Below are 12,580 nucleotides of genomic sequence, written 5' to 3' on the forward strand. Positions count from 1 at the left end.
CCCGTTCATGGCGCCGCGGAGGCGCCGCGCAGCCGGCGCCACCAGCCCTGCAGCAGGGCGTGGCCGTTGACCAGCAGCGCCCCGGCCAGCACCAGCCCGGCGCCGGTGACGAAGCCCGGTGTCAGCGGCTCGTCCAGCAGCCACGCGCCCAGCCCGACGCTGCCCACGGCATCGGCTCGGCGCGCAGACGTATCAGTGCCGCCACCAGCACGGCGGCGATGCCGGATCGCAGCGCGATCTGCAGCACCGGCGAGAAGTCCGCCGCAGTGGCCTTCGGCACCACCTGCTGCAAGCCCCACGGCGCGCACAGTCCCACCACGCCGAGTTCCGCCGCCATGCGCTGCCCCGCTTAGGCGCCGAAGATGGGCTCGACGTGCCCGCAGTTCGGGCAGACGTGCACGGCCATCTTCTCCACGATGCCCAGGATCGGCACGCCGACCTTCTGGAACATCGTCACGCCCTTCCTCGCATCAAGAAGCGCGATGTCCTGCGGCGTTGTCACGATCACCGCGCCGGTGATCGGCGCGCGCTGCGCCAGCGTCAGCTGGATGTCGCCGGTCCCGGCTCCATGCCGCTCGCCCCCTAGGCCTCACCGCTCGTCCGCCGGGTCCGCGGCAGGTGGAATCAGGCCGTAAGCTGCGTCGTACGATGGTCGCAGAAATGCTCAAGTGCTCTCCTGTTCCTCCCTTGGCAGGCGGCCCCGCCCGGGCCCGCGGCTTCACGCTGATCGAACTGATGATCGTCGTCGCGATCATCGGCATCCTCGCGGCGATCGCGTATCCGTCGTACACCCGCTACGTGCGCGAGGCGCGGCGCGCCGACGCGGTGGCCGCCATCACGCGGGTGCAGCTCGCGCAGGAGCGTTACCGGGCCAACAATCCGACGTACGCCGACGATCTGGACAAGCTCAGCCTCCCTTCGATATCCACCGACGGGTACTACGACATCTCGCTGCCCAGCGCCTCCGCAACCGGCTACGTGGTGACCGCCACCGCCAAGTCGGGCACCAGCCAAGCTGCCGACACGGGATGTCTGAGCATGTCGGTCACGGTCAACGGCGCCGCAGCGACCTACGAGCCGCCGGCATGCTGGAAGAGATGATGCGGTACCGCGGCCTTGCACCCACGACACGCCCTGCGGGCGGTCTGACGCTGGTCGAGCTGATGGTGGTGATCGCGATCATCGCCATCCTCGCGGTGGTCGCCGGGCCCTCGTTCCTGCAGGAGCTGCAACGCCGGCGCGCCGAGTCGGCCGCCGAAGCAGCTTATCAAGTTTTCAGCTCCGCGAAACAGGCCGCACAACGGCTGTCGTCCGACGTGTTTATTCTCATCGACAGCGGTGCGGCGTGGAACGTGTGGGTCAGCCCCGCCTTCCCCTGCACGAACCGGTCGCCCGCCGATCCGAACTGCAGCGTGGGCGGCATCGCCGCGCGCTCGGAACAGTATCCGAACGTCACCCTCACAAGCCCGGGCAGCTCCGCGATCGCCGTCCGCTACCGCAACGGGGGCTTTCAATCCATCGACAACCCTACGGCGGCGCAGGTCGTCTTGCTGTTCTCGGTTCCCACTGGCTATCAGCTCGGCATAGCGGCGACCCCGAACGGAAGCTTCTACGTCTGCTCGCCAACCGCTGAAACCGCACGTCATCCCAAATGCTGACCGCCCGCCCCCCCTGCCAGAGCGCGCCCTCGATCCGGTGGCGCGGCTTGTCGCTGGTGGAACTGCTGGTTGCCATCACCGTCGGCCTGTTCATCGTGCTGGGGGCGACGATGATGATCCTGCCGGTCACCCAGACAACCGCGTCGACGTCGCAAGCGACCAAGATGAACACCGACGCCCGGGCCGCGCTCGACATCATCGCCAATGAACTGCGGCGTGCGGGCTACGGAATCTCCACGCCCGAGGCCATCTATCCGGGCACGAGCGGGGCCTGCGTCGTCTATGCTTACCGGGACACCCCGACATCGGTCACGCTCTGGGGGCGTTTTGTCCACGACGACGCTGCGCAGCTGATTCGAGCGCAGTACAACAGCGCGACGCCTCTGTCGTGCGACCCGCCTACGACGCCGCTGCCCCCCCCGCTGACCGACCCCAAGACCATGCGGGTGCGCTCGTTCGCGGTTCGCTGTCTCACCGACGCCAACGGAGTACAGATCACGGCCGAATTCTCGCAACCGGATCACGCCACTCCGCAACTGTCCCTGACCACCACGGTTCACTCCCGGAATGGGAGCTGCAGGCTCCCCTGAACCCAATGAACACCATCGCCTCGTCCCACTCGATCCGTGGCGTCGCATCTCTGCTGACCACGGTGATGCTGGTGCTGATCGCTTCTTTGGGAGTCGCGTACCTGTCCAGGACGGCTGTCTCGGAGCAGCGCACCATCATGTCCTCCTATCTCGCGCAGGAGGCTCTGATGCACGCCGAGACCGCCCTGATGACGGCCCTCCAGCGCCTGAGGCACGACAAGCCCGCCACGCTGCATGCATTCGCGACAAGCTCAAACGGCAGGCAGACCATCACCAACGATGGTCGGACCGTGGCGGAGTATCTGACCTGCGCCACCCGCACCGATGTCAGCACTCGCGTGCTCTTCGAGCGCTGCAAGGCGGGGGCTTCGGACTTTGTTCTGGCCAGTGGCGCCAACACCGGCATGCTGGTCGCCCGCGGCAACGCCCTCCTCGACACGACCGCCAATCGATACGTCGCCGTGGAGGTGGCCGCCACGGGAGGCGGGTGGAACGCGTCGGCCATTGCTCCCCTGACGCTGGCGGGCGGCGCCGGCGTACTGGCCGGCAACGCCACCGTCATCAACAACAACTCGAACCTCACGATCTGGGCCGGACAGCGGCTGGAAGAGATCACCGGCTCATTCGAGACCAAGATCAGCATCGACGGCAGGCCCGACAGCACGAGCTCCGAGAAGGATGGCTCCAAATACAACATCGGGCCCGACGTCGTGTTCAACGACTACAACCTGCGGGCCCTGACGGCGTCCGACAACAAGGAGCCCCTCGAAATCCTCGCGCTCGGGACCACCTTCAACAACTTCCGCCGCCTCGCCATCGAAATCGACACGGCAAAGGTATCGTTCGCGAGCAAACTTCCGGACATCCTTACCGCCATCAGCACCCTGCAGGCCGAAATCAACGCCAAGCGCGCTGCCGGAACCTTGACCAACGACGATCTTCGTCCCATCGCCATCGCAGTCTACAGCAGCAATCCGGCACAGACCGTCAACCTCGACATCAAGCAAAGCTTGGGCACCGCTGACGTTCCAATCATTCTCGCCGTCCAGGGCAATATCGAATTCACCGGAAACCCAACGATCAATGGACTGGTTTACGCGGCCGGAAGTGCGGACTTTAGGGGCGGTGGCACCCTCAACGGCGCGATCGTGGCCAACCAGCTCCAGGGTCCGCCAGGGAAAGGCAACTTCACCATCCGGCACGGAACGCCCACTCTCTGGAACGCCGTGAGCAATCTGTACTCCGGCGGATTCCGGATGGTAGCCGATACGTGGCGCGACTGGTGAAACTTGGGATCGCGACAGACCATGAAAACCCCATCTCCCCAACATGGTGCAAGCCTTCTGGAAGCCCTGATATCGCTGCTGGTGCTGTCAGCTGGCGTCGTGGGAGCTGTTCGCATGCAAACGGCCATATTGGACTCGCATTGCAACGCCAAGGCCGTCAGCGAGACCACGTCGCTCGTGCAGTCCATCGTCGAATCAATCGCCGTCAAAAACGCAAGCTCGTGCTGCGATCCCAACAGCACCGCCCCGGCGGCGCAATGCCCCCTGCCGACGGCCCCTGCGGGCACCACGTATTCGGTCGCTCTGACCGCGAGCGCAGCGGACAGCTGCCTGTACGACATCCGCTTGACGCAGGCACAGGGCATCTGCAAGACGGCGGCCTTCTACAACGAACGGAAGTATCTGCTCAACATCCCTCCCCACAACAGTTACACCGGCCCCGCCAGCGGAAGCGGCGCACCAGGCCTTTCGATCCCGAATCCGACCGTCGCCCGGCGCGTCAACGAAAACCCGGTCGCCACGTTGCCCGGAACTGCCGAAGGCACCAGCGCCGACGCGGCCATCAAGGTCTTCATCCGGCGGGATGGCGACGGGCCCTATCGCCTGTTCACACAGCTGAGCAACGGGCTCTACAAGGAGCAAATCCAGTCCACCAATCGATTGGTCAGGATCAGCGGGATCGTGGGCCTGCACAGCACGCTCAACAAACCGCTCCAGCTCGAATCGGACCTGATCAACACGAACAAGCTCAGGATCATCACCTCGGGCGTGGGCTACTGTCAATTTCCGCTCCGTTACGGGAAAGCCAATGATCCCACCACCTACGAGGCTGCTGCGCTTCCCACGAATACGAGATCCGCGGCCTACGTCTGCTATGTCCCGGAGGGGTGGTATGGCAACGTCGGCCTCGACTTTGAGAACGTACCATCCAAAGTGATCCAGTGCCCCGACAACCCCGACGAGCCAGGCATGATCGGCGGCCTGCGATCGCACAAGGTCATCTTCAGCGCACCGCCTCTTCCCCCGACCAGTCTGGATAAAATCCAGGGACAGAGTGGTCTGCTTGTCCGGCATGAAGAGGAAGGGCTTCTGCGGGGTCTGCATTTCGTGATGGTGGAAACGAACGACAACAAAGCGACCTGCAACAGCTCCCTGCAGCCCGGCATCAGCTTCAGCAGTCACTCGACCCCGGCCACATCCATCACCCTCAACCGGGTTGGACTGGGCGGCCTGAAGCAGCTTGCTGAGGACAGAGCCTGCTCGACGACCCAGGCAGCGACCTGCGTGAGAACGTACGATTATTGGGTCGAGGTGGTCGGACTGCGCGCCGTCAGCGGCGTTCTGCAGCGCGAAGCGGGGAGCGAATTCCGCTGGGATGCCATCAAGCTGTTCGCCTCCCGTACGGCGCCCTTCGGCGGCACGTTGGCAACGCCGTGTGCCTTGGACGACGTCCCGGACGCAGAGCAGACCACGGCACCGCAGGTCACTTTTGACTGTCCCGCCGGTGACGGCGTGTCGGTCACGCTGACGATCGATTCCGTCGGCGGTGAGCGCATCACGGCACCTGCGGACACGACATTCACGGCACCAGCCTTCGGGGTCGTCCTTACAGTCGGCCGATAGAATGGTCGGGTCATGTTCACCGGCCTCATCACCCACATCGGCCACATCGAGCGCGTGGAGCCGCTCGGCACCGGCCCCGGGCACGGCGTGCGGCTGACCGTGCGCGCGTCGCCGGATTGGCTCGCCGGCGTGCAGCTCGGCGACAGCATCGCGATCCAGGGCGCGTGCATGACGGTGACGACGCTGGACGCCGCCGGCGGGCGCTTCGCGGTGGACGTGTCGGCCGAGTCGCTGGCGCGCACCGTGGGGCTGGACCGGCCCGGCCCTGTCAACCTGGAGCAGGCGCTGCGCGCCAGCGACCGGCTCGGCGGTCACTTGGTCAGTGGCCACGTGGACGGTGTCGGCACCGTGCGGGCGCTGCAGCCGGTGGGCGAGTCGTGGCGCCTGGAGGTGCTGGCGCCGCCGGCGCTGGCGCGCTACCTGGCGTACAAGGGCTCGATCACCGTCAACGGCGTCAGCCTCACCGTCAACCGCGTCGGGGACGGCGACGACGGCTGCGCGGTGACGATCAACCTGATCCCGCACACGGTGGCGCACACGACGCTGGGGCGGCTGGCCGCGGGCGACCGCGTCAACCTCGAGGTGGATATGATTGCGCGCTACGTCGAGCGCATGTTGACGCTCGGTGCGGTGCCGGTCGCCGCCTGAGGGGCGGGCCGTCGGCGGCGGGGTGTGGCCCCGCCGGGCGGCCGCCGCTGCGGGGGCCGGCGCCGCCGTCCGCCCCGTCTGCCGATGACCGACTCCACCCCCACCACCGCCGCCGAACCGCCGCCGGCCCCCATCGCCACGGTCGATGAGATCGTCGCCGAGCTGCGCGCCGGCCGCATGGTCATCCTCGTCGATGAGGAAGACCGCGAGAACGAGGGCGACCTCGTGCTCGCGGCCGACCACGTGACGCCCGAGGCGATCAACTTCATGGCCAAGCACGGCCGCGGGTTGATCTGCCTGACGCTGACGCGCCAGCGCTGCGAGCAGCTGCGGCTGCCGCCGATGGTGCCGAAGAACGGCACGCGCATGGGTACGGCGTTCACGGTCTCGATCGAGGCCGCGGAGGGCGTGACCACCGGTATTTCCGCCGCCGACCGCGCGCACACCATCCGCGTGGCGGTGGCGCCCGATGCCAAGCCGGAAGACCTGGTGCAGCCCGGGCACGTGTTCCCGCTGCAGGCGGTGGACGGCGGCGTGCTGATGCGCGCTGGTCACACCGAAGCCGGCTGCGACCTGGCGGCGATGGCCGGCTGCACGCCGGCAGCGGTGATCTGCGAGATCATGAACGACGACGGCACGATGGCGCGCCTGCCGGATCTGCAGCGCTTCGCGGCGCGGCACGGGCTCAAGATCGGCACCATAGCCGACCTGATCCAGCACCGCAGCCGCACCGAAAGCCTGGTGCAGCGCGTGGCCAGCCGCCCGCTGCTGACGGCGTTCGGCCCGTTCACCGCGCACGCCTACCGCGACCGCGTCGACGGTGGCGTGCACCTGGCGCTGGTGGTGGGCGCGTGGCGCCCCGAGGAGCCGATCCCGGTGCGCGTGCACGAGCCGCTGTCGGTGCTGGACGCGCTGGAGGTGGGCCGTCGGCTGCACAGCTGGAGCCTGGAGGCGAGCCTGCGCCACCTGCAGCAGGCCGGCCGCGGCGTGGCGGTGCTGCTCAACGCCGGCGAGAGCGCCGAGCAGCTGCTGGCGCAATTCCAGGGTACGGCGCGCGCCTCGGCGGCGCCGGAGCGCGGGCGCATGGATCTGCGCACCTACGGCGTGGGCGCGCAGATCTTGCGCGACTGCGGCGTGCAGCGCATGCGGCTGCTGGGCGCGCCGCGGCGCATGCCCAGCATGGCCGGCTATGGGCTGGAGGTGGTCGGCTTCGAACAACCCCCGACGACGGAAGGAACCCCGACATGATGGGAGCCCACAAGGGCGAAGGCGCGGCGCTGGACGGCCGCGGGCTGCGCATCGGTATCGTGCAGGCGCGCTTCAACCAGGGCATCACCGACGCGCTGGCCGCCGCCTGCCGCGCGGAGCTGGCCTCACTCGGCGTGGCCGACGGCGACGTGGTGCTGGAGCAGGTGCCCGGCGCGCTGGAGGTGCCGCTGGCGCTGCAGGCGCTGGCGGCCACCGAGCGCTTCGATGCGCTGATCGCGCTGGGCTGCGTGATCCGCGGCGAGACGTACCACTTCGAGCTGGTGTGCAACGAGTCGGCCGCCGGCATCACGCGCGTGGCGCTGGATCACCACATCCCGATCGCCAACGCCATCCTGACGGTGGAAAACCTCTCGCAGGCCGTGGCGCGGCAGGACGAGAAGGCGCGCGACGCCGCGCGCGTGGCGGTGGAGATGGCGCACCTGCTGCGTCGCCACCCGCTGGACTGAAACGGCCGCCGGCGCGCCACGGCCACCGGCACGGCCGGCGTCTCTGGGACAATATGGGCCATGGCCAAATCATCGGACAAATCGGCCCGCACGCGCGCGCGCGAATTCGCGCTGCAGGGCCTTTACCAGCATCTCGTCGGCCGCGGCGACCCCGCCGACATCGACGCCTTCACGCGCGGCCTGACCGGCTTTCACAAGGCCGACAGCGCCCATTACGACGCCCTGCTGCACGGCTGCATCGCCGAAGGCCCGCAGCTGGACGAGCGGCTGGCGCCGCTGCTGGACCGCCCGGTGGCGGAACTTTCGCCGGTGGAGCACGCGGCGCTGTGGATCGGCGCCTACGAGTTCCTGCACTGCCCGGACGTGCCGTGGCGCGTCGTCATCAACGAAAGCGTCGAGCTGGCCAAGTCCTTCGGCGGCACCGACGGCCACAAGTTCGTCAACGGCGTGCTCAACCGCCTGGCGCCACTGGTGCGCGGCGAGGAGGTGCTGCGTGACCCGGCCCGCCGCCCCTGACCCCGCCGCGGCCGCCGCGCCGCACCACTGGCTGGTGCGCGTGTACTGGGAGGACACCGACGCCGGCGGCATCGTCTATTACGCCAACTACCTGAAGTTCTTCGAGCGCGCGCGCACCGAGTGGCTGCGCCGGCTCGGCCTGCAGCAGCAGGCGCTGCGCGAGGCCACCGGCGGCATGTTCGTCGTCGGGGCTGCGCAGGTGCGCTACCTGCACCCGGCGCGGCTGGACGACCAGCTGCTCGTCGAGACGCGCATCGCCGCGCTGGGCCGCGCCACGCTGGAGCTGGAACAAACCGCGCAGCGCATGGATCCGCACGGGCTGACGCCGATCTGCGAGGGCCGTGTGCGCATCGGCTGGGTACAGGGTGCCGACCTGCGCCCGGCGCGCATCCCGCCCGCGGTGCTGCAGGCCCTGACCCAACCCGATCCCGCCACGACGCCACGCCGATGACGCACGACTTTTCCATCGTCGAGCTGATGCTCAACGCCTCCTGGGTGGTGCAGGCGGTGGTGCTGCTGCTGGTCGGCGTGTCGGTCACGAGCTGGGCCGCCATCTTCCGCAAGGTCTTCGCGCTCAAGCGCGTGCGGCGGCTGACCGACGCGTTCGAGCGCGAGTTCTGGTCCGGCGGCAACCTGCAGGATCTGTACCAGGCCGCGCTGCACCGTGCGCGCGACGGCAGCCCGATGGAGCGCATCTTCGCCAGCGGCATGCGCGAGTTCGCCAAGTTGCGCGAGCGCCGCATCACCCAGCCCGACGCGCTGCTGGATGGCGCCCGGCGCGCGATGCGCGCCGCCTACCAGCGCGAGCTGGACGCGCTGGAGGTCAACCTGTCGTTCCTCGGCTCGGTGGGCTCGGTGTCGCCCTACGTCGGCCTGTTCGGCACCGTGTGGGGCATCATGCACGCCTTCACCGGGCTGGGCGGCATGACCCAGGTCACGCTGGCCACCGTCGCGCCCGCCATCGCCGAGGCGCTGGTGGCCACCGCGATCGGGCTGTTCGCCGCCATCCCGGCGGTGGTGGCCTACAACCGCTTCGCCCACGACATCGACCGCCTGGCCAACCGGCTGGAGACCTTCATCGAGGAGTTCTCCAACATCCTGCATCGCCACGCTGGCGGCCACTGAGGCCCGCCCGCCGACGAAGGAGTCGCGCCGATGCCTGCCATCGCCCCCAGAGGAAACGGACGCCGCGCGATCACCGAGATCAACATGGTGCCGTTCATCGACGTGATGCTGGTGCTGCTGATCATCTTCATGGTCACCGCGCCGCTGATCGTGCCGGGGCAGGTGGAGCTGCCCAGCGTCGGCCAGGCCGCGCGCCAGCCCGATCGCTTCGTGCTCGTCACCGTGGCGCGCGACGGCGCGCTGCGCGTGCGCGACGGCGCGCAGGGCGGCGAGGGCGAACCGGTCAGCCTGCGCGAGCTGCCCGCCCGCGTGCGCGCGCTGCAGGGCGAGCCGTCAGCCGACGGCCAGCCCGCGCCGGTCATCATCAGCGCCGACCGCCGCGTCACCTACGAGCAGGTGATGCAGGCCATGGACGCCCTGCAGCGCGCCGGCATCGCCCGCGTCGGGCTGGCGGTGCGGCAGGATGGCGGGCGCTGACCCCCGCAGGCCCCGCGATGCAGGCCACCACCGACGAACTCGACCTCGCCCCGCCGCCACCACGCTGGGACGCGCGCGCGTGGCTGCTGGCGCTGCTGGCGCATGGGCTGCTGATCGCCGCGCTGGCCTGGGGTATCGGCTGGCAGCGCGACAACCCCGCCACCGTCAGCGCCGAGCTGTGGGCCGGCGTGCCGCGCAGCGCCGCTGCGCGCGCGCAGGAGCCGGAGGTCACCCCGCCGCCTGCGCCCGCGGTGGCGCCCTCCCCGCCGCCTCCCCGGCCGGCCCCGGCACCCGAAGCCGCCCCGCCGGCCCGAGCCGCCGACATCGCCGTGCAGCGCCAGCGCGATGAACAGCGCCGCCGCGAGGAAGAGGCGCGCCGCCAGGCACAGCAGCGCGCCGAGCGGGAGAAGGCCGAGCGCGAGGCGCGCCAGCAGGCCGAACGGCAGCGCCAACAGCGCGAACGCGAGCTGCAGGCACAGATGGAGGCCGAGCGCCAGCGCAACCTCGAACGCATCCTCGGCCAGGCTGGCGCCACCGGCGGTGCCCAGGCGCGCGGCACCGACACCCTGCAGGCCGGCCCCTCGGCCAGCTACGCCGGGCGGGTGGTGGCGGCGATCCGCCCCAACATCGTCTTCACCGACAGCGTGCCGGGCAACCCGCGCGCGGAAGTGGAGGTGCGCACGCTGCCGGACGGCACGATCCTGAGCAGCCGCCTGCTGCGCAGCAGCGGCCACCGCGCCTGGGACGAAGCGGTGCTGCGCGCCGTCGAGCGCACCGGCCGCCTGCCGCGCGACGAGCACGGCCGCGTGCCGCCCACGCTGATCCTGGGCTTTCGGCCGCAGGAATGACCCGCACGCGCGCGGCCGCCCAGGGGAAAGGCGCGCCTGTTCGAGGCCAAGCTGCGCCGTTGCACGGTGCGCGCGTCCCAGCACGGGGGCGGTAGCGCGGAACGAGGCGTTGCCGAGGCCACGGATCGGCAGCATCCGGGGCGAGGATGACCAGCCCAGCCTCTGTTACACTGAAACTGCGAGGATTGATACGGCTTCGACCGCGATGGCTGCCACCACCGACCTCTCGTGGGACGACCTCAAGGCCATGATCGCCGCGCTGGCCGAGCAGAGCCGCGAGACCGACCGCCAGCTGCGCGAACTCAAGCGCCAGATCGGTGGTCTGGGCGACAAGTTCGGCTATTTTGCCGAGGGCATGGCGCTGCCGACGATGGAGCGGCTGCTGCGGCGGCGCTTTCACATGGAAATCGTCAATCCGCGCAGCCGCATCCGCAAGGATGGCCGCGAGCGCGAATACGACGTGCTGGCCTGGGCCAACGGCAAGGTCAACACTGTCGTGGTGGTGGAGGTCAAGAGCCGCGTCAAGCGCGAGGCCATCGGCCAGCTGATCGAGCAGCTGGAGACGCTGTTCGACTTCCTGCCGGAACTCAAGGGCAAGGCGCGCGTGGGGATTCTGGCCGGCATCGACTGGGACGCCGGGGTGGAGGAAGAGGCGCAGGCCGCGGGTCTCTACACCGCGCGCATCCGCGACGAGATGTTTGAGCTGACCACGCCCAAGGGCTTCAAACCGCGCAGGTGGTAAGGTGTGGGCAGGGGGAGCATTTCACTCCGCCGAAACCCACCTTGGCCGCCGGAGTGCAGCAGAAATGCAGCAAAAAGTGGGTCGAGAAACGAAAAGGCCGCTCGGCGGAAAGCCAAGTCGTTGATTGATTTGGTAGGGCGTGCAGGACTCGAACCTGCGACCAAGGGATTATGAGTCCCCTGCTCTGACCGACTGAGCTAACGCCCCCGCCGACTCCGGATTGTAGGGCGCGCGCCCCACGCCTTGGGGCGGCAGCGGTGGCACCGTATCGGCCTAGCCGGTCACTCGGTTCGCCACCCATGCGCAGGGGCGGCCTCACTCCCCGCGCGTCTGGCTCAGCGCGTTGCCCACCAGCTTGGCGGTGATGTCGACGATCTGGATCATGCGCTCGTAGGGCATGCGCTGCGGGCCGATGACGCCCAGCGTGCCGACCACCTCGCCGTCGACCTCGAACGGCGCGCTGACCACCGACAGCTCCTCGTACGGCACGGCCTGGCTTTCGCCGCCGATGAAGATGCGCACGCCATCGGCCTGGCTGGAGATGTCCAGCAGCCGCATGACCTGCGTCTTCTGCTCGAACAGGTCGAACAGCCGGCGCAGGTGATCCATGTCACGCGCGAAGTCGTCCACCTCCAGCAGGTTGCGCTCGCCGGCGATGACGACGTCGTCCTGCTGTGCGGCCTCGGAGCTGGCCTCCACCGCCTTGACCATCAGGCCGGCGATCTCGCCGCGCAGGGCGTCGACCTCGCCGCGCAGGCGCTCGCGCACCGCATCCAGCGTCAAGCCGGCGCAGTGCGCGTTGAGGTAGTTGGCCGCGGTCTGCAGCTGCTCCTGGCTGAACTCGGTGGCCGGGTGCAGGATGCGGTTCTGCACCTCGCCCTCCGGCGTGACGAGGATGACCAGCACGCGCCGCTCCGACAGGCGCAGGAACTCGATGTGCCGGAACACCACCGGGCGCCGCGGCACGCGCACCACGCCGACGAAGTGCGACAGCTGCGACAGCAGCTGCGCGGCCTGGCTGATCACCTGACTGGGCTGATCCGCCGCCAGCGCCTGCGCGCCCGGCAGCGCCTCCAGCGGCAGCTCGGCGCGGCGCACCGTCAGCATGGTGTCGACGAAGTAGCGGTAACCGCGCGCGGTGGGCACCCGCCCCGCCGAGGTGTGCGGACTGGTCACCAGGCCCAGCTCCTCGAGGTCGCTCATCACGTTGCGGATCGTGGCCGGCGACAGATCCAGCCCGGCGGCCTTGGACAGCGTGCGCGAACCCACCGGCTGACCCTCGGCGATGTAGCGTTCCACCAACGCCTTCAGCAGCAGTTTCGAGCGCTCATCCAGCATCATGGCAAGGTCGG

Annotated in this window: 17 protein-coding genes, 1 tRNA gene and 1 pseudogene; 14 read left to right on the forward strand and 5 right to left on the reverse strand. The window is 69.1% G+C overall.

Annotation, left to right across the window (positions count from 1 at the left end):
• Positions 1–5: 5 nt before the first annotated feature.
• From Tsedi_RS07555 to Tsedi_RS07565, 3 genes and pseudogenes are all read right to left on the reverse strand, one after another.
• Entirely contained in the window at positions 6–167 is a 162-nt protein-coding gene (locus Tsedi_RS07555) for a hypothetical protein (RefSeq protein WP_185970606.1), read from the reverse strand.
• Complete coding sequence (locus Tsedi_RS12465) at positions 122–337, reverse strand: hypothetical protein (protein ID WP_221934208.1); 216 nt, start codon at positions 335–337, stop codon at positions 122–124. The genes Tsedi_RS07555 and Tsedi_RS12465 overlap by 46 nt, the downstream gene beginning before the upstream one ends.
• Before the next feature lie 15 nt (positions 338–352).
• Positions 353–562: pseudogene (locus tag Tsedi_RS07565) on the reverse strand (P-loop NTPase); the annotation flags it as partial.
• A gap of 86 nt (positions 563–648) precedes the next feature.
• On the opposite strand from Tsedi_RS07565, the gene Tsedi_RS12440 reads away from it, so the two are divergent.
• The 14 genes from Tsedi_RS12440 to Tsedi_RS07635 all read left to right on the forward strand — a co-directional run bounded on the left by Tsedi_RS12440 (position 649) and on the right by Tsedi_RS07635 (position 11,228).
• Positions 649–1,101: a type IV pilin protein gene (locus Tsedi_RS12440; RefSeq protein WP_281280122.1), complete on the forward strand. Its 453-nt coding sequence runs from the start codon at positions 649–651 to the stop codon at positions 1,099–1,101.
• Complete coding sequence (locus Tsedi_RS07575) at positions 1,086–1,658, forward strand: pilus assembly FimT family protein (RefSeq protein ID WP_221934209.1); 573 nt, start codon at positions 1,086–1,088, stop codon at positions 1,656–1,658. Before Tsedi_RS12440 ends, Tsedi_RS07575 begins: the two co-directional genes overlap by 16 nt.
• Positions 1,652–2,248: a PilW family protein gene (locus tag Tsedi_RS07580; protein WP_143895255.1), complete on the forward strand. Its 597-nt coding sequence runs from the start codon at positions 1,652–1,654 to the stop codon at positions 2,246–2,248. The genes Tsedi_RS07575 and Tsedi_RS07580 overlap by 7 nt, the downstream gene beginning before the upstream one ends.
• Before the next feature lie 5 nt (positions 2,249–2,253).
• A complete protein-coding gene (locus Tsedi_RS07585; RefSeq protein WP_143895257.1) occupies positions 2,254–3,534 on the forward strand; it encodes a hypothetical protein in 1,281 nt (426 codons plus the stop codon).
• A 21-nt stretch (positions 3,535–3,555) separates the two neighbouring features.
• Positions 3,556–5,157: a type IV pilus modification PilV family protein gene (locus tag Tsedi_RS07590; protein WP_143895259.1), complete on the forward strand. Its 1,602-nt coding sequence runs from the start codon at positions 3,556–3,558 to the stop codon at positions 5,155–5,157.
• A 12-nt stretch (positions 5,158–5,169) separates the two neighbouring features.
• Entirely contained in the window at positions 5,170–5,805 is a 636-nt protein-coding gene (locus tag Tsedi_RS07595) for a riboflavin synthase (protein ID WP_143895261.1), read from the forward strand.
• An 84-nt stretch (positions 5,806–5,889) separates the two neighbouring features.
• Positions 5,890–7,053 (forward strand): bifunctional 3,4-dihydroxy-2-butanone-4-phosphate synthase/GTP cyclohydrolase II, encoded by a 1,164-nt coding sequence (ribBA, locus tag Tsedi_RS07600; protein WP_143895263.1) that lies wholly within the window; start codon positions 5,890–5,892, stop codon positions 7,051–7,053.
• Positions 7,050–7,520 carry a 6,7-dimethyl-8-ribityllumazine synthase gene (gene ribH, locus Tsedi_RS07605; RefSeq protein ID WP_143895265.1) on the forward strand — a complete coding sequence of 157 codons (471 nt, stop codon included), beginning with the start codon at positions 7,050–7,052 and terminating at the stop codon, positions 7,518–7,520. The genes ribBA and ribH overlap by 4 nt, the downstream gene beginning before the upstream one ends.
• A gap of 51 nt (positions 7,521–7,571) precedes the next feature.
• The gene (nusB, locus tag Tsedi_RS07610) at positions 7,572–8,036 is read left to right on the forward strand and encodes a transcription antitermination factor NusB (protein ID WP_425472747.1); all 465 of its coding nucleotides are present in this window, start codon (positions 7,572–7,574) and stop codon (positions 8,034–8,036) included.
• Positions 8,014–8,487 carry a tol-pal system-associated acyl-CoA thioesterase gene (ybgC, locus tag Tsedi_RS07615; RefSeq protein ID WP_281280123.1) on the forward strand — a complete coding sequence of 158 codons (474 nt, stop codon included), beginning with the start codon at positions 8,014–8,016 and terminating at the stop codon, positions 8,485–8,487. Before nusB ends, ybgC begins: the two co-directional genes overlap by 23 nt.
• Positions 8,484–9,161, forward strand: a complete 678-nt coding sequence (gene tolQ / locus Tsedi_RS07620; protein ID WP_143895269.1) for a protein TolQ — start codon at positions 8,484–8,486, stop codon at positions 9,159–9,161. Before ybgC ends, tolQ begins: the two co-directional genes overlap by 4 nt.
• A 30-nt stretch (positions 9,162–9,191) precedes the next feature.
• Positions 9,192–9,638 carry an ExbD/TolR family protein gene (locus Tsedi_RS07625; RefSeq protein ID WP_143895271.1) on the forward strand — a complete coding sequence of 149 codons (447 nt, stop codon included), beginning with the start codon at positions 9,192–9,194 and terminating at the stop codon, positions 9,636–9,638.
• Between the two features lie 17 nt (positions 9,639–9,655).
• Positions 9,656–10,486 (forward strand): cell envelope integrity protein TolA, encoded by an 831-nt coding sequence (tolA, locus tag Tsedi_RS07630; RefSeq protein WP_143895273.1) that lies wholly within the window; start codon positions 9,656–9,658, stop codon positions 10,484–10,486.
• 205 nt (positions 10,487–10,691) lie between these two features.
• Complete coding sequence (locus Tsedi_RS07635; RefSeq protein WP_143895275.1) at positions 10,692–11,228, forward strand: DUF3782 domain-containing protein; 537 nt, start codon at positions 10,692–10,694, stop codon at positions 11,226–11,228.
• Between the two features lie 130 nt (positions 11,229–11,358).
• On the opposite strand, the gene Tsedi_RS07640 is transcribed toward Tsedi_RS07635, so the two are convergent.
• A tRNA-Ile gene (locus Tsedi_RS07640) sits at positions 11,359–11,435 on the reverse strand.
• Positions 11,436–11,543: 108 nt separating this feature from the next.
• Positions 11,544–12,566: a heat-inducible transcriptional repressor HrcA gene (hrcA, locus tag Tsedi_RS07645; RefSeq protein WP_143895377.1), complete on the reverse strand. Its 1,023-nt coding sequence runs from the start codon at positions 12,564–12,566 to the stop codon at positions 11,544–11,546.
• Between the last annotated feature and the right edge of the window lie 14 nt (positions 12,567–12,580).

The organism is Tepidimonas sediminis (assembly GCF_007556605.1).
In the GTDB taxonomy this organism is placed as follows: Bacteria; Pseudomonadota; Gammaproteobacteria; order Burkholderiales; family Burkholderiaceae_C; genus Tepidimonas; species Tepidimonas sediminis.